Origin of the sequence: Neptuniibacter marinus, assembly GCF_001597725.1 — a bacterium.
In the GTDB taxonomy this organism is placed as follows: Bacteria; Pseudomonadota; Gammaproteobacteria; order Pseudomonadales; family Balneatricaceae; genus Neptuniibacter; species Neptuniibacter marinus.
The window spans coordinates 1-24542 of record NZ_LUTR01000007.1 but is presented as its reverse complement, the minus strand read 5'-3'; the positions used below and the strand labels follow the sequence as shown (position 1 = coordinate 24542).

General features: G+C 43.5%; 18 protein-coding genes. 13 read left to right on the top strand and 5 right to left on the bottom strand.

The window, feature by feature from the left end; genetic code table 11:
• Nucleotides 1–37: 37 nt before the first annotated feature.
• The gene (gene cysB, locus A3774_RS07150; protein WP_067865416.1) at nt 38–1012 is read left to right on the top strand and encodes an HTH-type transcriptional regulator CysB; all 975 of its coding nucleotides are present in this window, start codon (nt 38–40) and stop codon (nt 1010–1012) included.
• A gap of 181 nt (nt 1013–1193) precedes the next feature.
• On the opposite strand, the gene acnA is transcribed toward cysB, so the two are convergent.
• Nucleotides 1194–3911 carry an aconitate hydratase AcnA gene (gene acnA / locus A3774_RS07145; RefSeq protein WP_067865413.1) on the bottom strand — a complete coding sequence of 906 codons (2718 nt, stop codon included), beginning with the start codon at nt 3909–3911 and terminating at the stop codon, nt 1194–1196.
• An 840-nt stretch (nt 3912–4751) separates the two neighbouring features.
• Between acnA and A3774_RS07140 the strand changes: the two genes are divergently transcribed.
• Nucleotides 4752–7544, top strand: a complete 2793-nt coding sequence (locus A3774_RS07140; RefSeq protein ID WP_067865410.1) for a bifunctional aconitate hydratase 2/2-methylisocitrate dehydratase — start codon at nt 4752–4754, stop codon at nt 7542–7544.
• 174 nt (nt 7545–7718) lie between these two features.
• Here the strand turns inward: A3774_RS07140 and A3774_RS16605 are convergent, their stop codons facing one another.
• The gene (locus A3774_RS16605) at nt 7719–7871 is read right to left on the bottom strand and encodes a hypothetical protein (RefSeq protein WP_156473677.1); all 153 of its coding nucleotides are present in this window, start codon (nt 7869–7871) and stop codon (nt 7719–7721) included.
• A 356-nt stretch (nt 7872–8227) separates the two neighbouring features.
• Here A3774_RS16605 and A3774_RS07135 point away from each other — a divergent pair, with 356 nt between their 5' ends.
• From A3774_RS07135 to A3774_RS07110, 6 genes are all read left to right on the top strand, one after another.
• The gene (locus A3774_RS07135; protein ID WP_067865407.1) at nt 8228–8692 is read left to right on the top strand and encodes a hypothetical protein; all 465 of its coding nucleotides are present in this window, start codon (nt 8228–8230) and stop codon (nt 8690–8692) included.
• Nucleotides 8693–8714: 22 nt separating this feature from the next.
• Nucleotides 8715–10349 carry a coiled-coil domain-containing protein gene (locus A3774_RS07130; protein WP_067865405.1) on the top strand — a complete coding sequence of 545 codons (1635 nt, stop codon included), beginning with the start codon at nt 8715–8717 and terminating at the stop codon, nt 10347–10349.
• Between the two features lie 34 nt (nt 10350–10383).
• The gene (locus A3774_RS07125) at nt 10384–11016 is read left to right on the top strand and encodes a hypothetical protein (RefSeq protein ID WP_067865403.1); all 633 of its coding nucleotides are present in this window, start codon (nt 10384–10386) and stop codon (nt 11014–11016) included.
• 64 nt (nt 11017–11080) lie between these two features.
• Entirely contained in the window at nt 11081–11443 is a 363-nt protein-coding gene (locus A3774_RS07120; protein ID WP_067865400.1) for a roadblock/LC7 domain-containing protein, read from the top strand.
• Nucleotides 11444–11477: 34 nt separating this feature from the next.
• A complete protein-coding gene (locus tag A3774_RS07115; protein WP_067865397.1) occupies nt 11478–11948 on the top strand; it encodes a PAS domain-containing protein in 471 nt (156 codons plus the stop codon).
• A 12-nt stretch (nt 11949–11960) separates the two neighbouring features.
• Complete coding sequence (locus tag A3774_RS07110; RefSeq protein WP_067865396.1) at nt 11961–12710, top strand: phosphate/phosphite/phosphonate ABC transporter substrate-binding protein; 750 nt, start codon at nt 11961–11963, stop codon at nt 12708–12710.
• A 65-nt stretch (nt 12711–12775) separates the two neighbouring features.
• Here the strand turns inward: A3774_RS07110 and A3774_RS07105 are convergent, their stop codons facing one another.
• From A3774_RS07105 to trxC, 3 genes are all read right to left on the bottom strand, one after another.
• Nucleotides 12776–13078, bottom strand: coding sequence for an antibiotic biosynthesis monooxygenase family protein (locus A3774_RS07105; RefSeq protein ID WP_067865393.1), 303 nt, complete (start codon nt 13076–13078; stop codon nt 12776–12778).
• Between the two features lie 81 nt (nt 13079–13159).
• Nucleotides 13160–15301: a Tex family protein gene (locus tag A3774_RS07100; protein WP_067865389.1), complete on the bottom strand. Its 2142-nt coding sequence runs from the start codon at nt 15299–15301 to the stop codon at nt 13160–13162.
• Between the two features lie 7 nt (nt 15302–15308).
• Nucleotides 15309–15827 carry a thioredoxin TrxC gene (gene trxC, locus A3774_RS07095; protein ID WP_231867958.1) on the bottom strand — a complete coding sequence of 173 codons (519 nt, stop codon included), beginning with the start codon at nt 15825–15827 and terminating at the stop codon, nt 15309–15311.
• Nucleotides 15828–15904: 77 nt separating this feature from the next.
• On the opposite strand from trxC, the gene A3774_RS07090 reads away from it, so the two are divergent.
• The 5 genes from A3774_RS07090 (at nt 15905) to A3774_RS07070 (ending at nt 24385) form a co-directional block, all read left to right on the top strand.
• Nucleotides 15905–16330 carry an acyl-CoA thioesterase gene (locus tag A3774_RS07090; RefSeq protein ID WP_067865664.1) on the top strand — a complete coding sequence of 142 codons (426 nt, stop codon included), beginning with the start codon at nt 15905–15907 and terminating at the stop codon, nt 16328–16330.
• A gap of 3 nt (nt 16331–16333) precedes the next feature.
• Nucleotides 16334–16777, top strand: a complete 444-nt coding sequence (locus tag A3774_RS07085) for a hypothetical protein (RefSeq protein WP_067865386.1) — start codon at nt 16334–16336, stop codon at nt 16775–16777.
• Nucleotides 16778–16818: 41 nt separating this feature from the next.
• Nucleotides 16819–18330 (top strand): exonuclease subunit SbcD, encoded by a 1512-nt coding sequence (sbcD, locus tag A3774_RS07080; RefSeq protein WP_075107925.1) that lies wholly within the window; start codon nt 16819–16821, stop codon nt 18328–18330.
• Entirely contained in the window at nt 18327–22019 is a 3693-nt protein-coding gene (locus A3774_RS07075) for an SbcC/MukB-like Walker B domain-containing protein (protein ID WP_067865383.1), read from the top strand. The genes sbcD and A3774_RS07075 overlap by 4 nt, the downstream gene beginning before the upstream one ends.
• 407 nt (nt 22020–22426) lie before the next feature.
• On the top strand, nt 22427–24385 hold the full coding sequence (locus tag A3774_RS07070; RefSeq protein WP_067865381.1) for a nuclease-related domain-containing DEAD/DEAH box helicase: 1959 nt from the start codon (nt 22427–22429) through the stop codon (nt 24383–24385).
• The last annotated feature ends 157 nt before the right edge of the window (nt 24386–24542 follow it).

The window sequence follows — 24542 nt, the reverse complement described above, 5'->3', positions numbered from 1 at the left end:
CAGACATAAGCTGTGTTGTTGTTTTTGGGAGTGCTTAATGAAATTGCAGCAGCTGCGGTACATCTGGGAAGTTGCCCGTCATGACTTAAATGTCTCGGCGACAGCTCAGATTTTATATACCTCCCAGCCTGGTATTAGTAAGCAGATTCGTCTTCTTGAGGATGAATTGGGTGTTGAAGTATTTGCGCGCAGCGGTAAGCATTTGACTCGGGTTACCCCTGCGGGGCAGGCTATTTTATCTGTTGCGGGAGAGATTCTGCAGAAAGTTGAAAGTATTAAGCAGGTTGCGCAAGAGTTTAGTGATGAGCGTAAAGGTAGTTTGGATGTGGCGACTACGCATACCCAAGCTCGCTATGCTTTACCTCCAACTATTACCAGTTTTATGAAAGAGTATCCTGATGTGTCTTTGCATATGCATCAAGGTACACCGATGCAGATTTCTGAAATGGCTGCGGATGGTACTGTAGATTTTGCTATAGCTACGGAAGCGATGTCGCATTTCAGTGATCTTGTTATGATGCCTTGTTATCGCTGGAATCGTTCTGTTGTTGTGCCTAAAGACCATCCACTTACGCAGATTTCTAAGCTAACTTTAGCTGATTTAGCTGAACATCCTATAGTGACTTACGTGTTTGGCTTTACGGGACGCTCTAAATTGGATGAGGCATTTGTAAATGAAGGCTTAGATCCTAAAGTGGTGTTCACCGCGGTTGATTCGGACGTGATTAAAACTTATGTCCGGCTAGGTCTAGGTGTAGGTATTGTTGCGACAATGTCGTTTGATGAGAAGCAGGATAGTGATCTTGTGCGTTTGGATGCCAGTCACTTGTTTGAGCCAAGTATCACCAAAATTGGTTTTAGGAAAGGAACCTTCTTGAGAGGTTATATGTATGAGTTTATTCAGCGCTTCGCACCACATTTAACGCCGGACGTTATTCATAGGGTGTTAGAGTGCAGTAATCGAAATGAGATTGATGAGTTATTTGCGCATCAGGTCCTTCCTGATCTTTAACGTTGCGTTAATATCTACCGAAGGCTTGTTTGTTTAAACAGGCCTTTTTTGTGTCTGAGTTTTATCGCAATTAGTATCTGCATAGGAATAGCAGTAGAGGCGCGGAGTCCGTCTCTGGCTGTTTTTGAAAAAGGGCAACCATATCCGAACTGAACTCAGATATCGTTGCCCAATTATGTTGTTAAGAGTTCGAGGCGATAATATCGCGTAACACCATCGGTAAGATGCCTTTATGACGTATTTGATCCAGTTCTGATGAGGTGTCGACGCGCGACAGCAGTTCTATTTTTTGAGATGTCCCATCCGTTCTGTGAATAGTTAGCTCCACAGATCCCCTTGGTTTAAGTGTATTTATACCATTTAAATCAAAGGTTTCTGATCCATCCAAGTTGAGAGAAGCGCGTGTGACTCCTTGTGGTAATTGCAGGGGTAAAACACCCATCCCCACTAAATTAGATTTGTGAATACGTTCAAAGCTTTCAGCGATAATAGCCTTTACACCCAGCAAGGCAGGCCCTTTAGCAGCCCAATCCCGTGAGGATCCTGTGCCATAAAGTTTGCCGCCAAACACTAGGCTAGGCGTGTTTTCTTCACGGTAACGGGCGGCGGCATCGTAAATAGACATTTGAGTGGGTTTACCTTCAGGCGGGTGATAACGGGTTACCGCGCCAGTGGTGCCGGGTAGCATCAGGTTTCTGGCTTTGCCATTGCCGAAAATACTGCGCAGCATCACATGATGGTTGCCTCGGCGTGCCCCAAGCGATGTCAGGTCGTTCTCTGTCACGCCTTTTGATATTAGGTACTCACCAGGAGGGGAGTCTGGACGTATACGGCTGACCGGTGATATATGGTCGGTGGTTGTATTATCATCACACATCACCAGCATGCGTGCTCCTGAGATATTGTTTAGTGCGTCTTTAGGTGTTTCCAGTGAGAAGCCATCGAAGAAAGAGATTTCTTGTATATAGGTTGAGTCTGGATCCCAGTCATAAACAGGACCGGTAGGAGAGGTTAAGTTTTGCCAAGTATCAGGCCCATCGAGTGAATTCTCATAGGTTTCTCTAAAGGCTTTCGGATCCATGCATTCGTGCATGGTCTGAGTGATTTCTGCATTGCTCGGCCAGATATCTTTAAGGAAAACATTGTTTCCTTCTGCATCCTGACCAATGGGCTGAGTGTTCACATCAATATTCACATTGCCCGCAATGGCCATGGCAACCACTAGAGGAGGGGACATAAGGAAGTTAGTATCAACATCCGGATGTACGCGGCCTTCAAAGTTCCGGTTACCGGATAAAACAGACGCGGCGATAATATCGTGGTTTTGTAATGCGGCTTCAATGCTTGGCGCTAGAGGGCCAGAATTACCCACACAGGTTGTGCACCCGTAACCGGCAGTATTAAAGCCCAGTGCATCCAAATGTTGTTGTAGTCCTGCCTTCGTTAAAAAGTCGGTTGCAACCGGAGATCCCGGTGCCAGCGATGTTTTAACGCCGTTAGGTACTTGCATCCCAAGGTCATTGGCTTTTTTGGCAAGCAAGCCAGCTGCAATCAATAAGCTTGGGTTGGATGTATTGGTGCAGGACGTAATCGCTGCTATTAGGATATCGCCGTCTTTTAACTCTCTTTCAGGAAGGGGGGCGAAAATGCCTGTTTCATCTGCTTTCATTGGTGTCACGTTAATCACTTCAGGCGTACGATCGCCTTCAGTTGCCGCTTTTTTGAAAACGTTGCCAAGTTCAGCCAGTGGTAGTCTGTCTTGAGGTCTTTTAGGGCCAGCCACCGAAGGTTCAACAGTGGATAGATCTAACTGCAGAAGATCAGTGTAGCGAGGCAAGGATTGTCCCGGCGTCCACGTCATATTTTGTGCTTTATAAAAAGCAAGTGGTAGATCGCCATCTCTACCCGTTGCTCTTAGATACTCGGCAGAGATTTCGTCAAATGGAAAAAAGCCCATGGTTGCGCCATATTCTGGCGACATGTTGGCGATGGTGGCACGGTCAGGCAGGGAAAGGTTTGCACACCCTTCACCGATATATTCAACAAACTTTCCAACAACTCCTGCTGGATATTTTCTCAACATCTCAGTGATCGTCAGTACCAAATCTGTTGCAGTGACGCCTTCCCTTAATGCGCCAGTAAGCTCAACACCCACTACTTCGGGTGCTAGCATCTGCATAGGTTGGCCAAGCATGGAAGCTCCGGCTTCAATGCCGCCAACGCCCCAGCCAACAATACCTAAGGCGTTAGCCATTGGTGTATGGCTATCCATACCAATGAGTGTATCCGGAACCATCAGCCCATTAATGTCGAGATAACCTTGTGCTAAATACTCTAGGTTGACCTGATGAACAATCCCGGTTTGTGGGGGGATTATTCTGATGGTATCAAATGCCTGTGCGCCCCATTTCAAAAATGCATAACGCTCTTTATTTCTGGTAGCTTCTAGTTCTCCATTGATTCTAAGGGATGCTGGGCTGCCTGTATTGTCCATTGTAACCGTATGATCGATAACCAGATCTGCACGAACTAAAGGTTCAATGATGGCTGGATCCATGCCCATGCGCTGAACAGCTGAGCGCATAGCTGCAAAATCCACAATGGCAGGGGTGCCACTCAGGTCGTGCATAAGGACGCGACCTGCAGTGAAAGGAATTTCGATCGGTTTTTTGCCTTGGTCTTCTGCCCAACTTCCAAGTGCCTGAACCTGCTCTGCGGTTATGCCGTTTTGGCCAACGTTTCGGGCGATACCTTCCAATATAGGGCGGAGAGAAAACGGAAGTTCATTAAGGTTTATGCCAAATAATTCAGCGGTATCTGGAAGACTATGGTAGCTGAGTGTTGTTCCGGGGAGTGTTTTAATGGAACAGGATGGATCAAAATTGATTGGGCTTGTCATATTGTATACCTCACGCAGATCGGATGTTGCTGGCTCTACAACTTTTCTTGCACGAGACTCCGGTCAGTGTCGAAGTTGCTCGGTTTTCTTGTCAGTTGTTTAGTTGGCCGTCAAACGAACCCTTGTTACCTGCAACATAAATTATTGCTTTATTTAGATTGTCGACAATGTTAGACGATGAGTTGCTTAAAACAAGTGTTGTAGGCATCTTTTTGGCATAATTACATACAATCTACGACTATTTGCTAGTAAATGTAGAGGTTTTAAAAAATTTCCACGTGGTGTTAGGCGTATTTATATACTGTTGTGTGACTGTGATGCTATTTACTAGAGCGAAAAAGGGTTAAGGGGTAAACCGGCATAGATAAGCTGTCTCTGTCTCTGTCTCTGTCTCTAAATTAAAGCCGATAATAAAAAGGCTTGCATGGCTGGTGGGCGAAAACCTATCTATGTTTAAGTGATCGGCAGCGTTTCAGTTAGACTGCTTCGAGTATGATTAATGGAGCTTAAGTATTAGGTATTAACTATAGATACGAGAGCTAGTTAATCGATTCTATAACAGATATTGGTTGACTCACCTTGGGCGATCCTAAAAATCAAATACGTTTTAAATGATTGTTGTTCTCAATAAGGGGGCGGGGCGGCAATATCTGTAAAAAAACATATGTACCTACAACCAATGTATACCATCTTTAACTATCTGATTTTACTTGTATTTATTTTATTTATATCGACTATAAGCTTTATTTAAATTGTTTTCATTGAGCTGTTTGTCGCTTTTTCCTTATAATATGTGACTGATTCATAATTAGAATTAATTGAGACGAGACGCTTTACGCTATGAGTTATTATTCTGACTACCTAGAAGAAATAGAGGTTCGCAAAAAGGACCTTGGCCTGAATCCCAAACCGATTGATAGTGCTGAGCTACTTTCTGAAATCATTGCCCAGATTAAAGACGTTGGTAATGAGCATCGCGAAGCATCTTTGAACTTCTTCATCTACAACACGCTACCGGGTACGACTCCAGCGGCTGTCGTTAAAGCGGCTTTCCTGAAAGATATTGCTCTGGGCACAGAAACAGTTGCAGAGATCTCTCCTGAATTTGCGCTTGAACAATTATCTCATATGAAAGGCGGTCCTTCTGTTGAAGTATTGCTGGATATCGCATTGTCTGACGATGCTCAGGCGGCAGCTGCGGGTGAAGTTCTGAAGTCTCAGGTATTCCTGTATGACGCAGACTACGCTCGTCTGGCTGATGCTTTCAAAGCGGGTAATGCCATCGCTAAAGAGCTCTTGGAAAGTTACTCAAAAGCTGAATTCTTCACCAAGCTGGATGATATCCCAGAGAAGATCGACGTTGTTACTTATATTGCCGCTGAAGGTGATATATCTACTGACCTTCTTTCTCCTGGTAACCAGTCTCACTCGCGTGCAGACCGTGAGCTACACGGCAAGTGCATGATCTCCCCAGAAGCTCAGCAAGAAATCGTTGAACTGGGTAAGAAGCACCCTAACGCTAAAGTGATGCTGATCGCTGAAAAGGGCACAATGGGCGTAGGTTCTTCCCGTATGTCGGGTGTAAACAACGTGGCACTGTGGGCAGGTGAGCCAACTTCTCCATACATTCCATACATCAACAACCGTCCGGTCGTTGCTGGTACTAACGGTATCGCACCTATCTTCCTTACGACTGTTGGTGTAACTGGCGGTATTGGTCTGGATTTAAAGAACTGGGTTAAGAAAACTGACGCAAACGGCGAGATTGTTCGTGACGCAAATGGTGACCCTGTACTGGAAGAAGCATACTCTGTCGCTACAGGTACTGTTCTGACGATCGATACTAAAGCTAAGAAACTGTACAACGGCGACAAAGAACTGGCCGACATAGCGGATGCTTTCACTCCTCAAAAAGTAGAATTCATGAAGGCTGGCGGTTCTTACGCGGTAACTTTCGGTAAGAAACTGCAAACGTTCGCAGCTGAAACTTTAGGTGTAGAAGCGCCTGCTGTTTACGCGCAATCTAAAGAGATCTCTATCGAAGACCAAGGCCTAACGGCTGTTGAGAAGATCTTTAACCGCAACGCAGTAGGTGTAGCGTCTTCTACTCCTTTACACGCAGGTTCTGATGTTCGGGTTAAAGTGAACATTGTTGGTTCTCAGGACACTACGGGTCCTATGACCTGTCAGGAACTTGAAGCGATGGCCGCTTCTACGATATCTACAAGTGTGGATGGTGCCTTCCAGTCTGGTTGTCACACTGCCTCTGTATGGGATAACAAAGCGAAGGCAAATACGCCTAAGCTGATGGCGTTCATGAACGCGTTCGGCGTAATCACAGCCCGTGATCCGAAAAACGTTTATCACTCCATGACTGACGTGATTCACAAAGTACTAAACGACATTACAGTTGACGACCGTGCAATCATCATCGGTGGCGACTCTCACACCCGCATGTCTAAAGGTGTAGCGTTCGGTGCTGATTCTGGTACGGTTGCGATTGCACTGGCAACCGGTGAATCGGCTATGCCAATTCCTGAGTCTGTGAAGGTTACCTTCAAAGGCAAGATGCAGCCTCACATGGATTTCCGTGATATCGTACATGCAACTCAGGCACAAATGCTGAAGAAATTCGCTGGCGAAAACGTATTCCAGGGCCGTGTTATCGAAGTACAGATTGGTACGCTGTTAGCTGACCAAGCGTTCACCTTCACTGATTGGACAGCAGAAATGAAAGCGAAAGCTTCTATCTGTATCTCCACTGATGACACGCTGATCCAGTCTTTGGAGCTGGCTAAGTCTCGTATCCAGATTATGATCGATAAAGGTATGGATAACGAAGCTCGCATGCTGCAGGGGCTGATTGACCTAGCAGACAAGCGTATCGCTGAAGTGAAATCTGGTGAAGCGCCTGCTCTGGCTCCAGATGATAACGCTAAATACTACGCTGAGCTTGTTGTTGATCTGGACGTAATTGAAGAGCCAATGATTGCTGATCCAGACGTCAACAATGATGATGTCTCTAAACGTTATACTCATGATGTGATTCGTCCTGCTTCATACTACGATGGCCGTAAGGTTGATCTGGGCTTCGTTGGTTCTTGTATGGTTCATAAAGGCGATATGCAGATCATCGCTGCAATGTTACGTAACCTAGAGAAGAAAGGTCCTGTGACCTTTAAAGCACCATTGGTTGTTGCGCCACCGACTTACAACATCGTTGATGAGCTGAAAGCTGAAGGTGATTGGGAGTTGTTGGAGAAATTCGCCGGGTTCGAATTCTCTGATGCTCATCCAAAAGAAGCAGCACGTACCAAGTATGAAAACATTCTGTATCTGGAGCGTCCTGGATGTAACCTATGCATGGGTAACCAGGAAAAAGCAGAAGCGGGTGATACTGTATTGGCTACTTCTACGCGTCTTTTCCAAGGTCGTGTTGTAGAAGATACTGCAGAGAAGAAAGGTGAGTCTCTACTGGGGTCTACCCCAATGGTTGTACTATCTTGTGTTCTAGGTCGTTTCCCGACGTTAGAAGAGTACAAAGAAGCGGTTGAGGGTATTGATTTGACTACCTTCACGCCACCGACTGATGACTTGAGTGTCGCGCATACTATCCCAGCTGCACGTATCTAATTATTGATAACGTGCTAACAGAAAAGCCCTGATCCTTCAGGGCTTTTTTATTTCTGTAGGTAAGCTTTACGTCCTGATTCAATTCGATTAACGTCCTGTTAGCCGAACTTATCACTTAATATCGAGTAATCCCAATTTTATTTGCCTGCGTTCCTAACAGCGCTTTTTACAGTCTTAATATTGATCTTTCGGCAAACAGTAATTTAACTGAAGTTGGAGGGTAACGTTGATGTGCGCGCTTTTAGGTGTGCACTTTTCTGCATATTCAAGGTCATCTAAGAGTAGCTTAAGGTCCTTATCTTTATAGTTATGTGCCGTAATCGTCATAGGTATTCTGATGCTGTCCCGTAGAAGAATGCTAGGAAATATATTGATGTTTAGCAGGTTAAATTCCGTTTATTTTCAGTGTGAATTGTAAGACCGTCGATAACTTTCAGGCTAATGCTTTAGGATGAAGTCAAAGGGATACTATTAGTTAGATGAACGTAAGTGGTTTGAATTGTATGATATTTATCTGAAATAAGGTAATAGATGTCAATTTAGTCTAAATTAGAATTTAATTTGCTTAATATATGCGATTTATGGCCAATAGATTTGTAATCTGACGTTTGTCAGGATATAAACAAACAGTTGTTTACATCTTTCTCATCGTTAGAACGATAATTATAGGATAGGAGGGAGCCTTGAATTCTCCAATTTGGGATGCGTTAGCTGATTGGGAACTAAATTCGGACTTTGATAGCCCAAATACAGGCCGTATCCAAGCTGCATTTGATGCACAGCATCCTAGGTACCTCATTTATAAGGGGCATCAAGGAAAACGGATCTTGTACCATTTCACCCGTATGGTTGCTGCTGAGCCGGATAAGCTTCGTCTTCATACTAAGCGAATTTATCTGTCTATTGCCTGTTATGATAGTGAAGCTCTTGAGGGTGCGTTTGCTGACTTTTTATTAGTGCTTGGTAAAAAGGGAGCAACATTACGTAAAAGGCTTTTTGAGCAAGCTAAGTCAGTTATGACACCAGAAGTTCAAAAGGTCATAAAGCGTGCTATCGAAGAAGATAATCTGGAAGGTTTGTCTAAGCTTTCTACAAAGCATTCAGTATTGATCAATGGACGCTTTCAGCCTGCTAGTTTACATGGATGAAATGAAGGGTAGCTGAATTTAAATGAGTATAAGAAGAAGCAATCAGTTAGAAAATGTACGGAAGGTTGCGTTGGTTGGTTTTATTGGACCCAGTCAGGCAATGCTTGAATATTGTTTTTCTTCTGTTGTCGATTGTGAACTAGTGAACGCAAGTAGTGCGGCTATCATTATTGTCAATGGTGATCAAGCGAGTAAAGATGCTGATGTGCAGCAGCAGATCAATGAAAAATTTGCCGATACTTATAAAATCGTCATCAGCATTAGAGATCTAAGCTGGGATGGATTTGTTCTTCTTAAAAAACCACATAATTCTGATGATTTACTCAATATCGTAAGAGCATTTGATCTTGAATCAGAGAGTGCTGGCTCTATGAGTGGTGACAGTAAACCATCCGAGCAGCAAGTACGTCCCAGAGATGTAGATTTTTATCGTGGTGGTGAATATTCCAAAAAACGAAAAAGTGAAGCACTTAAACAGAAGCTGATGCGTGGTAATTTAGTTGTCAGCGCTTCAGACCGTTTAGTTCACCAGCTTGAAGAAGAGATTAAAGCACAGGAAGCAGAGTTAAGAGCCAAATTAGAGGCTGAGAAGCTTGAACAGACAAAAGTGCTTTTGGCGAAAAAGAAGGCGCTAAAGCTTAAAGAACTCAAACTTGAAAAGCTAAAACAAGAGCGTTTAGAGCAGGCACGTATAGAGCAAGAGCGTTTAGAGCAGGAACGTATAGAGCAAGAGCGTTTAGAGCAGGAACGTTTAAAGCAAGAGCGTTTAGAGCAGGAACGACTTGAACAAAAACGTGCAGAACAAGAACGTCTAAAAGCAGAGCGTATCGAGAGTAAACGCTTGGAAAAGGAGCGTATAGAGAAAGCACGGTTGACGCAGGAGCGTATTAATAAAGCTCGTTTGGAAAAGTTGCGCATAGAAAAAGCCCGCAAAGATAAAGAAAAGTTAAAAGAAACTCAATCCAACGAAGCGGCTGATAAGACCGAGCTTCAAGTCGATGATTTGGATATAGAAGCGCTAGATGCGGATAGACAGCGATTTGCCAAGCATGAGCTTACCCCCGAAGAGGTTGTTCAGCGTTGCGGTAATTCCGGTGATGTAGATCTTAGTAAAAGAGAAGAGAGGCGACGTATATTCTTTAGTGCCGAAGACTCTCTGCTCGCAAAAATTATAGAGGCTGTCGCTCTAGCAAAGAAAATGGAGCAATCTGTCGAAATCACTGGACTGCCAGGAGAGATGTACTACTTTCCCGAGGAACAGGTTTTTTATTCTACATTTACTGACGATTTTTTAAATCAGCTTGCTTTAACCCGTTTTGGTTATCAGGAACTTGATATAAAAGCGCAAAGTGAGTTTGAGTTAGAAGGTAAAAGCAAGCATCTCGCAGAAGATGCACAAACGTTGATCTGGAAGGTGGCTATCTGGACAGCGCGAGGACGGTTATTTAATGGGATGGATCCCGAAAAGAATATGCAATTATCTACACAGCCTGATTTTGTTCGCTTTCTGCCATTGCCAAGTGGTGAAGAGATCAGTGAAGTATGGGCTGGACATAGTTTGTCTGCGTTAGATGTTGTAAGGATATTAGATGTTCCTCAGCGTGTTGTATTTTCATTCATGTCAGGGGCATATTCACTTGGATGGTTTCAGGAATGAAACAGAGTTAGACGATAGGTTTCGGAGTTAATTTGTGACGAGTGCTACTATTCAGAATCAGTTTATTCAAATCTGTCCGGCGGGTGCCTTCTATGCAACTGTAGGATCAGAGCCTGATGATGCCAGAGCTCTACTATTGCAGCTTCTTAGTACAGATGTGTCGCTGCCTTTTAGTCACGAGCTGATCATGGAGTTGACTGACTTAGAAGAAACGGAAGCGAAAGAGCTTTTTGATAAGCTATTAGAGAAGAATTTTGTCCAGTTGAGTGACACACCCGTGCGTGTTGTTGATGATTCTATTGAAAAAATTCTTCCTAGCTTATTGGCAAACCTTTCCAGTACTTCTAAGGTTGCGTTAGCGGACGATCATGGTTTTTGCCTGGGTTCTACCGGCTATAATCCAGATCATGCTGAAGCACTATGTGCTTTAGCCGCTGATATTAGTTCACTGCATGAGAGGCATAGTCTTCTTCTTAATCGCGACCTTTCATTTATGGGAGAGTCATGGGGAATGCTTGATCCAGTTGGGTTAAGCCAAGTTGGTTTCTGGGTGATTCATTTAGGCCATCAGCGCTTTGTGCTGGTTATCGATCAGATGCCACGATTGAATCACAACAATTATGTTGATTTATTAAGTGCCTTAGCAAGGCGCTATCTCGATTATTGATGTTGATCAATAAACGATTTTTAAATTCCTGTATTTTAACGCCTTACATAAAAGGAGTATGTATATGCGCTCAGAAATGTTGACCTCTATACTGAGTGACTTGAACGGAACTTCGGCAGAAATCGAAGCGTCCGCTGTCATTTCAACAGATGGTCTAATGATCGCAGCTCTTCTTCCAGCGGGTCTGGATGAAGATAGAGTCGGTGCAATGAGTGCGGCAATGCTTTCACTAGGTGAACGTACTGCCACTGAGCTTGCACGTGGAGAACTAGAACAAGTACTCGTAAAAGGTGATAAAGGTTACATACTGATGACTCATGCAAATGATGAATCCGTATTGACTGTTGTTGCCAAACCGAATGCTCGTCTTGGCTTAATCTTTTTGGATGTAAAACGTGCAGCAGAGGCAATAGGGAAGATACTCTAAACCGTTTTCTCCAAGTAACAGAATAGGTTTTTTGATGCCTGAACATGATGTGAAAGATGTTCGTGATGTTCGTGATACAGTCATCAACTATCATGATGGAACTTCTCGTAAAGCAATCGTTCTTGATCGAGAGGTTCCTTATCCTGAGGGAAAACTGATCGTTTCCCGCACTGATACTCAAGGCGTTATTACTCATGCTAATCAAGCATTTGTGGAAATGTCGGGCTATACTGAAGATGAATTAATTGGTGCTAATCACTACATTCTTCGGCATCCCGACATGCCCTCAGTGGCTTTCGCTGGGCTTTGGGAAACAATAGAAGCAGGTAATAAGTGGCATGGATACGTAAAGAATTTACGTAAAGATGGTGCTTATTATTGGGTCAAAGCGACAGTTATTCCAAACATACGTAATGGTGTGGTTGTTGGATATACCTCAGTAAGGCGTAAACCTTCACGCAGTAAAGTTTCTGAAAGTGAAGCGCTATATAAAACACTTAGCTAGGTTACGTCTCAAATGACATTAAATTTAACGGTTAGTCCTGATTTTGCGCCCGACCATATTTCTGGCTGGTTTATTTTCAATACTTGGTTACAGAGACAGTTAGGAACTGGGGTTCACCTAGAGCTTTATGATTGTTTTGATACCCAACGTAAAGATATTAAATCCGGTAAGTTTGATCTGGTTTATGCGAACCCCTTTGATGCGTCTATGTTAGTGCGCGAACTTGGTTTTAAAGCGCTCGTACGGCCCATATCAAAGCCTGATGAAACTATTATCGCAACCCATAAAGATGCTGCCATCCAATCGGTAGAGGACTTAAAGCCTGGGGCGACCTTAGTTACAACCGATGACCCTGACGTTAACCGCATTGGTATGATCATGCTGGAACCAGCAGATCTGGATGCAAGTAATACAGAAACCTTAGCCGTTGATAGTTATGTGATCGTTGCTAAAAATGTATTAAATCAAGATGCGGATGTCGGTTTTTTTCTAAAGGATGCCTATGATGAGCTATCTGATCTCATTAAAAACCAGATGAAAATTTTGGTGAGTAGTGAAATTAGTGTTGTGCATCACACCTTGTTATTAAGTCCTAAATTGCAAAAATATGCGTCTACCATTCAACAGCGGCTCATTAAAATGATGGATGATGAAAAAGGGCGTAGTGTGCTTGAAAGTATGAACCTTCTTGGCTGGGAGGCGATGACTGAAGAGGAAACCGAGTTTATGATCGACTTGATAGATACCTTGATCGACGAATAGTTATCTTAGTCTTCGGTTTTGTAGAGCAACCACATAAAGTGATTGCTCTGCTGATTCTTTTATTCTTATAGTACTGAGCTAAAGCCTTCAAATGAGGGCGGTCCTAAATAAATATCGGTGGCGGGCTTAGCATTAGCGTGCGCTTTACGGAAAGCTTCTGATTTAGTCCACCCCATAAATGCCTCTTCCGATTCCCAAACACTATGAGACGCGAACAGAGTACATTCCTCGTCGGTTTTGCCTTGTAGAAGGTTAAAGCTTTTAAATCCAGGGACTTCATCTAGAAAAGTTTCACGATTTTTCCAGATATTAATAAAGTCATCTTCCTTTCCGAGTGCGATTCTGAATCTATTCATTGCTACATACATTGATACAGTACCTACTGATTTTTTAAAAAAATTAATATAACCGATTAAATGACAACAACCTATCTGTCATTACTACGTTTATTATTGATCCGCTTTCATACTAAGAGCGATACGTTTTCTTTTAATATCGACTTCAGTTACGCGTACGCTAACGATTTGACCGGGTTTAACAACAGTATGGGGATCTTTAACAAACTTATTCGCCAACTGAGATATATGCACAAGCCCATCTTGATGTACGCCTATATCAACAAAAGCGCCAAAGTTAGTGACGTTGGTCACCGTACCTTCTAGTTTCATGCCCTCATGTAGATCAGCGATGCTTTCAACACCCTCTAGTAATCTAGCAGTTTTGAACTCAGGGCGAGGGTCACGTCCGGGCTTTTCTAATTCAGCCATGACGTCAGCAATCGTATATTGTCCATATTTAGCACTGATAAAATCAGAGGGGTTTAGCTTAGCTAACGAATGCTTGTCACCGATTAGCTGTGCAATAGGGCAGTTACTGCGTTTGGCTATTTGCGTAACCAAATCATAAGATTCGGGATGTACCGCAGAATTATCAAGAGGTTGAGTGCCATTTCGTATTCTTAAAAACGCTGCGGATTGCTCGTAAGCTTTAGGGCCAAGTCTAGGAACCTTCAACAACTGCTGACGCGACTTAAAACGACCTATCTCGTTGCGGTACTGAACAATGTTGTTTGCCAACGTTTGATTTAGCCCAGAGACTCGGGTTAACAGCGCTTCGGAGGCACTATTCAGATCAACCCCCACCGCATTGACACAATCCTCTATAACGGTTTCTAACTGCTCAGAAAGGTGGTTTTGGTTCACGTCATGTTGATATTGTCCGACACCAATCGCTTTAGGCTCAATTTTAACCAACTCTGCAAGAGGGTCTTGCAAACGCCTTGCAATGGAAACGGCACCTCGAATCGTAACATCTAGATCGGGAAACTCTTTTGTGGCGAGTTCCGAGGCTGAATAAACTGACGCACCCGCTTCACTGGTAATCAGTTTTTGCGCATGGATATCAGTGTGTTCCTGTAATAGTTCAGTAACCAGCTTTTCCGTTTCTCTTGAACCTGTGCCATTACCAATGCTGATTAACTCGACTTGATAGCGGTGACAAAGTTCGTAGAGTTTGTCCTTAGAGGGCTGCCAATCGTTTTTAGGCGGGTGAGGATAGATAGTCGTGTAGTTGATCAGTTTTCCTGTTTCATCAACCACAACGGCTTTAACGCCGGTTCTAAGGCCAGGGTCCAATCCTAAGGTAACTTTAAGGCCAGCTGGAGCGCTGAGTAGCAGATCTCTAAGATTACGGCTAAAGACCAAAATAGCTTCGTTCTCTGCTTGCTCTTTGTAATGCTGTATCAACTCTTTTTGAAGCTTAGTGCGTAAGCGGGTTTTCCAGCAGTTTTTGAGTTGATCCTGCAACCATTCTGCGCCCTCACCATTACGAGGTAGTTGTAAGTATCGAGTAATCAGTTGTTGGCAATGCTCTTCGTCGGGAATGATAAGCTTTAGTTTTAATATGCCTTCATTAGTGCCACGTAACTGAGCTAGCATCCGATGGGAGGGGATTATTTTTAGCTTCTCAGTGTAATCAAAATAATCTCTAAATTTAGTGCCGGCGTATTCCTGTCCTTTAACGACTGAGGCGTGCAGTTGCGCCTGCTCAGTTAAGGTGGAACGTAAACGGTTTAACAGCTCAGCATGTTCACAGATGCGATCGCTCAGTATAGCGCTGGCACCTTCTAGTACCCCATCAATATCAACAAAGCCTTTGTCTGGATTTACAAAGCCGCTACTTAATTGAGAAGGGGCGGTGTGAGGCTTCGCGATAATCTTATCTAAGAGTTGATCAAGCAGTGCCTCACGGGCTATCTGTGCTTTAGTACGGCGCTTACTTTTATAAGGAAGATAAAGGTCTTCTAGTTGTGTTTTGTTATCCGTTGATAGAATCGCCTGTCTTAACTGAGGTGTAAGGCTGGACTGTTCTTCTATATTTTTAAGAATAACGTCTCGGCGGGCATCTAATTCTCTTAAATAGATAAGTCGTTGGGATAAAATGCGTAACTGTTGGTCGTCCAGTGCACCGGTTAACTCTTTACGGTAGCGGGCAATAAAAGGCACGGTATCGCCACCATCTAAAAGCTTTATTGCGGCGTCAATCTGAGGGAGCTTAACGCCCAGCTCATCAGCAATTTTTTTCGCTATCATCTGTAGATCAAGCCTTATTCAGAGTTTGCAAGATCCACTGTTTTAACTGGGCTTCTTGTAATGCACCTGATACGCGATCGATCTCATGACCATTTTGGAACATGATAATGGTTGGAATGCTTCTGATATGCACATTCGCACTAACTTTTTGAGCCTGTTCTGTATCTACTTTAGCAAACAGCAGTGTTTCAGATTCTGCCGCTGTTTTTTCAAAAATAGGTTTCATCATTTGACAAGGGCCACACCAGCTTGCCCAGAAATCGACAATTACGGGTAGTTCGCTTTGGCTGATATATTTCTCAAAATTAGCATCGGTTAATTCAGCGGGGCTATAAGTATGCAGTGCGCCTTTACACTTTCCACACTTTCCCTGCAGATGAGACTTGTCATCAGGTATGCGGTTGGAGGTCATGCAAGTAGGGCAGACAATGATCATAACGTTCTCTCTAAACTCTGTGTTTACAAATATAATAACGTGCATCACAACTGATATGGAGATAAAAATAGATCTATTCTTTAAAGTCATATTAATCGCCTTTTCCAAAGGCGCTGTAATCCTCTATGCTACGGCCATATTTTATTGAAGGTGATAGGTTTTCATTTATGAGTGATCAGAATAATAAACCCCAAACACGGGGCCGTTTAACAACAAGAACGATTGCGATGCCAGCCGATACTAACCCATCAGGTGATATCTTTGGGGGGTGGGTTTTATCGCAAATGGATATAGCGGCAGGTATCTGTGCTGGACAGCGAGCGCAGACACGTGTTGTGACAGCATCCCTAGATAGTATGAGCTTCATCCGGCCTGTAAAAGTAGGGGATATTCTGGGTGTTTACACGGATGTCACCCGCGTGGGGCGCAGTTCGATGGATATCCATGTAGAAGCTTGGGTGCGCCGAGGCCGTATAGGGCAACGTGAAAAAGTAACCGAAGCGACCTTTAAATTTGTTGCTATTGATGAGCAGGGCAATCCAACACCTGTACCAGCTGAAGCGGATCTCCCTGATTACGTAATGGAGCTATAAACCGTGACGCAATTTGTGCCTGTGGAAGCGCTTGTTCCACTTGAGGTTGAGTCAGGATGTAATTATGCCTATCTGGTCATGCAAGAGGATTCGGCAGATAAATTGTTTCTTGCTTATGCTGCTAAGCGTGACTTTCTTTCTGTTCCACTGACTTACAAGATAGTTTGCTTTAGCAGTTCATCTGTTTTGGAAGTTCATAAAATGGGCATGGATGAATATCTGGATGGGTTTGAGGAGGATGTTCTGATTCCTGAGCCTGGTTTCTACCAGTTTGAAACTCATGATGATGGTAGAGATTCCGTAGAGGATGAGCTTGATATTATGCTCTTGGCTGATCCCGTTAGTGTGCTTGAAATTATGTATGAACGTATGGATAAACTACCTGAGGTTTACCATTGCGCTGATGCAAAAACCGCACTTATTACTGCCTTGTCCGCCCTAAGCTAGCGGAGTAGAACGGTACAAATGATAAGGAAGTTCAAAGCTCTATGATGCGTATTTTACACACCTCTGATTGGCATCTTGGTCAACACTTTATAGGTAAAAGCAGATTAGCTGAACATCAAAAATTTGTTCAGTGGCTGCTTGATAAAGTTAAAGAAAAACAAATAGATGCGGTGATTATCGCAGGTGATATCTACGATACGGGATCGCCACCCAGTTACGCTCGTGAGCTATATAATCAGCTGGTAGTTTCTATCAATAAGCTAGGCTGTCAGCTTATAGTTTTAGGTGGAAATCATGATTCAGTTTCAACCTTAAATGAATCTAAAGGACTGCTTAAATACCTAAGCGCTGATGTGATTGCCAATGTGCAAGACAACCTAAATGATCAGGTGATTACACTTAACAATCGTCAGGGCGAACCTTCAGCCATTTTGTGTGCGATACCCTATATAAGACCCCGAGATGTACTGCAAAGTCATGCGAATGAATCGGCTAGCGATAAAGCGCAAGCACTAGGTAATGGGATTGCCGAGCATTATCAGAAGGTATATGAAGCAGCCGATCAAAAACGCAAAGCACTAGGATTAGAACTGCCGATTATTGCCACTGGCCACTTAACCGCTATGGGGGTTAAAAGCTCAGATTCGGTAAGAGATATCTATGTAGGTTCTTTAGAGGCCTTTCCGGCGAGTGCCTTTCCGCCTGCCGATTATATCGCGCTAGGTCATATACACCGTCCGCAGATCGTTGCTAAATCAGAACATATACGTTATTGCGGATCGCCTATCGCATTGAGCTTTGATGAACTGGGCAGTCAAAAGCAGGTGCTGATGGTTGAGTTTGATGATACCGCTTTAGTGAGTGTAGAGCCGCTCTATGTCCCTCAATTTCAACCTATGCAAGTGATTAAGGGGGACCTTAAAACTATTGAAGAGGCACTGCTTGAGATTGATCGCACTGAGCATGAGTTACCTGTATGGCTTTCTATTGAAGTTGAAACTCAAGATTACCTGAATGACCTGACGCAACGTATAGAGAAACTAACCCAAGATATGCCGGTTGAGGTATTACTCCTACGTCGAGCGCGTAAGCAGCGCTCTAGCGAGATGACCCGTCAAGAGAAAGAGACACTGGATGAGCTGAATCCCTTTGAGGTCTTTGAACGGCGCTTAGCAAGTGAAGTATTTGAAGGTGATGAAGACAAACTTCGCATGCAACGAATTAAAGAACGTTTTGCCCAGATTGTTAATCAAGTGGAAGAGGAGAGCGGTTTCGCCCCGAGTAAGCCGGTTTCTACAGCCATTGATGCCGCTAAGGTTGTTCCTGAAGCGACAAGGCTAGCGCTTAATGAGGCTATGCCCATAGTGACCGATGGAGAAACTGTCGCGTCAACTCAAGTTGAAGCTGAAGCCTTGCCCTTGTTTGATGAGGAGCCACCGCTTTCAGCGACCTCAGCGGTACAGGTTACCTCCACCGTACCCGCAAAAAAATCTAAAAAAGAGAGTGACGCACCGATTGTGGATGATCTTTTTGCAACGGGAGATGATGTATGAAAATTCTATCCCTACGTTTTAAAAACATTAACTCCCTGAAAAACGAATGGAAAATTGATTTCACAAAATCGCCTTTTGTCGACAATGGCTTGTTTGCCATTATCGGGCCGACCGGTGCAGGCAAAACCACCATTCTTGATGCCATCTGTCTCGCCCTTTATCACCGCACACCTCGATTGGTTAATATTTCTAAGTCGACCAACGAGCTGATGACGCGTGGTACAGCGGATGCGTTAGCGGAAGTTGAATTTGAAGTAAAAGGTAAACGTTATAGGGCATTTTGGAGTCAACGCCGTTCCCGTAACCAGGTAGATGGAAACCTGCAAGACGCTAAAGTTGAGCTGGCAGATATCACCGACTCACCGATAGGTACTATTCTGGCCAGTCAGATTAAAGTGAAGAGCCAGTTAATTGAGCAGATAAGCGGTTTGGATTTCGATCGTTTCACTAAATCGATGATGCTCTCCCAGGGACAGTTCGCTGCGTTTTTAAATGCCGATGCCAATGAGCGAGCAGAACTACTCGAAGAGTTAACCGGCACTGAGATCTATGGTCTTATCTCTGAAAAAGTCTTTCTCCGTTATAGTGAAAGCAAACAAGCCTTAGAGAAGCTACAAGCTAAAGCTGAAGGTGTGGAACTGCTTACGCAAGAGCGTTTAACTGAGCTTATGGAAAAACGTGACGCCCTAGGTCAGCAGTTTACGGAGAAAAATAGCCAGCTTGAGCAGTTACAAAAACAAGCCACCTTTTTGGCTGAAAAGAAAAAAGCGCTTAATACACTGGCTCAAACAGAGAGGGAACTGGTTACAGCAGAGGAACAGCTTGCGCGTGAAAAACAGAATTTTGAGCGTTTAGCGCAAAGCACATTGGCCGAAAAGCTAAGCCGCGTTTATAACCCGTTAAAAGCGAACGAACCTAAGTTAGTAAAAATCGATGCTGAGTTAAGCGCGTTAGCCGAGTCGAAAGCGCAAAAGCGCACAGAGGTCGAGACGCTACAGACCCGCCAGAGCGTAGAGCAGGATGCCCTGCAAACCTTAAAGCAAAACAATACCGCGTTAGAAACACTGTTAAATGAAAAAGTGGTGCCACTCGATGCCGCTTATCAGCAGCAGGTTGATCAGTTAAAGGAAAAAGAGTCCCAGCTTCAACAGCTACAATCAGAGCAAGTGGAGTGCGAACAGACACTTAAGAATAATCAACAACGCAGTGATGAACTAAACCAGCGCCGTGGCGAGATCAGCAGTCTATTAACCAACCCATCTATCAATAAAGCGTTAGTGGATAAACTCCCCCTTTGGCGCGCACAGTTTGGGCGAATGATAGAGCTGCAAGCGGTTGAGCAAGCTAAACAAGCTGAGTTAACAGAGCTACAGCAAACACGGGTTGATCAGCAGCAGCAACTGAGCCAGGCGGATAAACAGCTAGATGAGGCAAGGTTAAACGTGGCCCATGCCCAGCAGCAGCTCGATAACCAAGCCGCATCACATCAACAGGATAGCCAAACCTTACAGACCTTTCTTGAGCAATCTTTACATAGGGTGATGGGGGAGCGTGGTGTTGTTGGACAGCTACCCGCTATCGCCTCAAGTTTTACAAAACTGTCGGCAGAGAAAACAGCGCTACAGGATAAAATAGCGCAAGCGAATCAAGATAAGCAGCACATTGATCAGCAGCTCAAGCAGTTTCGGGAAGCGTATAAAGATAAACGCGAGCAGCTTAGCGATATAGAACAGCGCTTAACATTAGAAAAACAGATCTCAGATCTGACGGCAGCGAGACAGCAACTTCAACCGGATCAGCCTTGTCCTTTGTGTGGCTCAAAAGCGCACCCGCTGGTGGAGACTTATCAAACCCTAGATCAAAGCGAAACCGAGTTACGTTACCGTACCCTTGAGGCGGCGCTGGAGACGGTTAAAGAGCAAGGGACTAAGCTTAACGAGGAACAGGTTAAGCAAACGCAATTACTGCAAAGTGCGACAGAGCGCCTTGAACAGATTGAAATTGATATAAAACAGGAGATGGACCGTTGGCAGGTGCTTGTGTCGGATCTGCCTTATGCTAATCCATCCCAATCACCCATTGATATAAACGATCAGGCCGCTTATGCCGCGTTAGCTCAGGCGCTTGAGCAACGAATGGCCTTTTTGCAAACACAGATTGAAGAAGCAAAACGCTACAACGCTCAAGTGCAAGCCGCCCAAACCCAATTACAGCAGGAGGAAGGGCAGCAAGCGTTAACGCAAAAAGCGTTAAATTATAGCGAGCAAACCATTAGCTCTTTGAGCCAAACGCTTAAAAAAGTAGTAGAAGAGAGCGAAACCCTCAAACAAAGCCTAGCCGAAAGCATCGGTGCACAACAGTTGCCGATGCCAGAGCTTGTAAATGCGACGCAGTGGCTAGAACAACTTAGTGCAACGGTAGAAAGCTACCTAAAAGCTGAAGAAGAAAAACAGCAGATAGAGATAGAGATCGCTGCACTCACTTCAGAGCGAGAGCAAACCCAGCGACAGGCAGAAAAAATCACACAGAGGCTGGGACAAGTTACGACAGAATTACAGGCCATTAAGGAGCGAGCTGAGAGCAATCGTCAGCAGCGCTACGCATTATTTGCCGATAAACAGGTGGGTGAGGCGCGGCAAAAGGCCCAAACTGCGCTGCAGGCATCAGAGCAGAACTATCAAAGGATTAATGAGCAGCATCAGCTTATCAGTCAGCAGCTACAGGACCTTAACGCAACAGAAAATGCGTTGCAGGAGCAGAGGGCGAGTTTACATACAGAGGGTGAACAACTCCGTAATGAGTGGGATGCGCAACTGGCTCAGAGTCTTTTTGGGAGTGAGGCCGAGTACCTAGCGGCGCTACTTAATGATGAGCAGCGTGCGCAACTGCAAGAACAGAAAGATCAACTAACCACCGCATTGCAGCGATCTATCGCGTTAAAAGAGCAAGCAGAGCAACGGTTAGAAACATTACTTGCTGAGTATAGCGGGGGAGAAAGCGACCCTGAAGCACTGCCGAGTCTTGAGCAACGCATGAGTGAAGACAAAGAGACGTTAAGAGAGATAACCCATGAACAAGGCCAAGTCAGTGCTCTGCTAGATGATGATAAAGCCCGCCGTGAGGGACAAACTCAGCTCTTTAAGCAAATTGAAGCCTCTAAACAGCAGTACGATGATTTAGCCTACCTACAAAGCTTAATTGGTTCGCAAAAGGGGGATAAGTTTAGACGCTTTGCCCAAGGCCTAACACTTGATCATCTAGTCCACCTTGCTAACGTTCAGCTAGAACGACTGCATGGCCGTTACTGCTTACAGCGCAAACAGGGCGCAGCCTTAGAGTTAGAAGTGCTGGATACTTGGCAGGCTGACACCTCAAGGGATACCAAAACCCTCTCCGGTGGCGAAAGCTTTTTGGTTAGTTTGGCGCTCGCCTTGGCTCTATCTGATCTAGTGAGCCAAAAAACCAGTATCGACTCACTCTTCCTAGATGAGGGCTTTGGCACCTTAGACAGTGAAACCTTAGACACCGCCCTCGATGCACTCGATAGCCTCAATGCCTCAGGCAAAATGATTGGAGTCATCAGCCATATCGAAGCCATGAAAGAACGAATACCTGTACAGATTAAAGTGAATAAAATGAGTGGCCTAGGTACAAGCCGACTTGATGAACAGTTTGCTCGGGCGGGGTGATGGATAGACTTACTGTTGGCGAGCCTCTGAACCGCTCTTGCTTATGTAAAATTAATCAGTAAATAGACGAGACTAGGCTCTTTATCGCTTTTTTTATTATTAAATTTCGACCAACGATAGGCCTTCTACAAGGAACATCCTAATCTAGGCGCTCACCCCGTGAGCGAAGGTTGTATAGCAAATATTTTATCCTGCTTTACTTTATGTAAGGATAGTAAGACAATTTTGTGTATTTTCTCCGGTAATAGGAAAAGTTAGCTAAGGAAAGCTTATGATAATCAAAGAGCTAGGTTGTTTTTCTCAAGTTTTTTCATGTAGATATATGACAAATTGTCGTGTTTAAACGCGACAATCTGTCATATATTTAGCTGTTAGTGCTCAAAGTAGTTCAGTCAAACTGAGGATGTATGGCCAAAATATTTCCAAGCCTTGATGTCATCAAGAAAAGCAAGCAGAAGCCGACTGAAGGTGAGTTATTTCTTCTGAATGAGTTGTCGCAGAATTTTGATGCGGAAGTGGAGATATACTTTCAGCCATTTTTTAATGGTGAAAGACCTGACATTATTATTATTCACCAGATATTGGGTGTAATCATAATCGAAGTAAAAGACTGGGACTTGTCATTTTACAATTTGGATGAAAACAACAAATGGCATGTGAATAAAAATGGGGCAGTAATACGCTCACCGTTCGCCCAAGTTTTTGGCTACAAGAAGAATATGTTTGATCTTCATATTAATGGGCTTTTAGAAAAAAACTTAAATAATAAGAATTTTTACAAGGCGATATCTTGTTACGTTTATTTTCATAGCGAGAACAAAGACTCTATTCAAAGTTTTTTTTCTCCCAGAATGGACGAATTCAAGAATATTCTCAGAGAGCATAATAATACATATGCTGAAAACCCAATAGACCATGATAAATATGAAAGAAAGAGAGAATGGCTCAACTCAAAAATAAGAAGGTTTGAAAGGGATTTATATAAACATGCTGTCACCAAAGACCAGTTAAAGAAGGTCAAGCTTCCATTTTCTAGAAAAAGTGAAATATTTCCATTATCAATCTATGAAGCTTTCTTAAGATATTTACAGCCCCCTTACCATTATCTTAATGATGGGAAAGAAATAGAGTACACAAAGGTTCAAGAAAGGCTTGTAACCAGCGAGCAAGGAAAACGAGAGAAAATTAAAGGTGTTGCAGGTTCAGGTAAAACCACTGTACTGGCAAAAAGAGCTGTAAACGCACATGCGAGACATGGAGGTAACGTTCTTATACTCACGTTTAATCTTACTCTTAGGATGTACATTAAAGACAAAATAAATGAAGTGAGAAGTGATTTTTCCTGGGGAGCTTTTGGCATCATTAACTACCATAGATTTATGAGTGCAGCACTCAGTCAATATGGAATAGACGTAAGTGTTCCTGAAGAAATAAAAAATGATAAAGATAAGGTCAGTGCTTACCTAGATTCAAAATACTACTCAAATGAAAATGCTTTTGAAAATTGCGAAATTGAAGAGAAATTCGACACAATATTAGTCGATGAAATTCAAGACTATAAGCCTGAGTGGATAAAGATAATACGTAAATACTTTTTAACCGACCAAGGCGAAATGGTTCTTTTTGGGGACGAGAAGCAGAATATTTACGAAAGGGAAATTGATGAAGAAAATACCACAAAAGTAGTTCAAGGTTTTGGTCGCTGGAATAAGCTGTCTAAATCTTTTCGTTATAAAGAAGATTCTCACATCTTAGATGTTGCAAAAAGGTTTCAGGAAGTATTTTTTAGTGGTCGGTACGAACTCGATTTTGCAGAGGCGATGCAACCCGCGTTGTTAGGAGTGGGGGTCAATCAATGTGTATTGATTGACGCAAACGATATCAACTCAATTGTTAATTATGTTTTTTCTGTCGCAAAACGTGAGTCTATTCACCCAAATGACATGGTTATTCTTTCATCCAGCATTTATCAAATGCGGGAAATCGATTTTTTAATAAGACAAAATCCACATTTTAACGAAAAAACCTTGACAACATTTGAAACCAAAGAAGCTTATGAATCTTCACGCATAGACCGTAGTGAAATTGAAAAAATAAGAAGTAATAAAAAATATGGATTTAACCTGAATAGTGGTGTTTTAAAGATATCGACAATACATAGTTTTAAAGGTTATGAGTCACCAACTGTTTTTTTGATTGTTAATGAGCTAGATAACGCGGAGTTGGTTTACGTTGGCCTCACAAGGGCAAAGTTCAACCTGGTTGTTTTTATCACAAAAAACTCTAAATATTTAAACTTTTTTGAAAGCGCTCTTGAAGTCATTCAATTAGCAGGCGCTATAGAAAACGATATGGAAAGAGCATAATCGAGTAGCCGAGGGTCTCTAACCCTCAGCCCCCACAACACCCTGCATGCGGATCCGCACAGGGCGTTTCACTGAGAATAGTGAAGCTTGATCCATCCATCGCGCAATTCATAAAGCCCCTGAGATTTTAAGTAAGCATTGGATAATGCCTGATTAA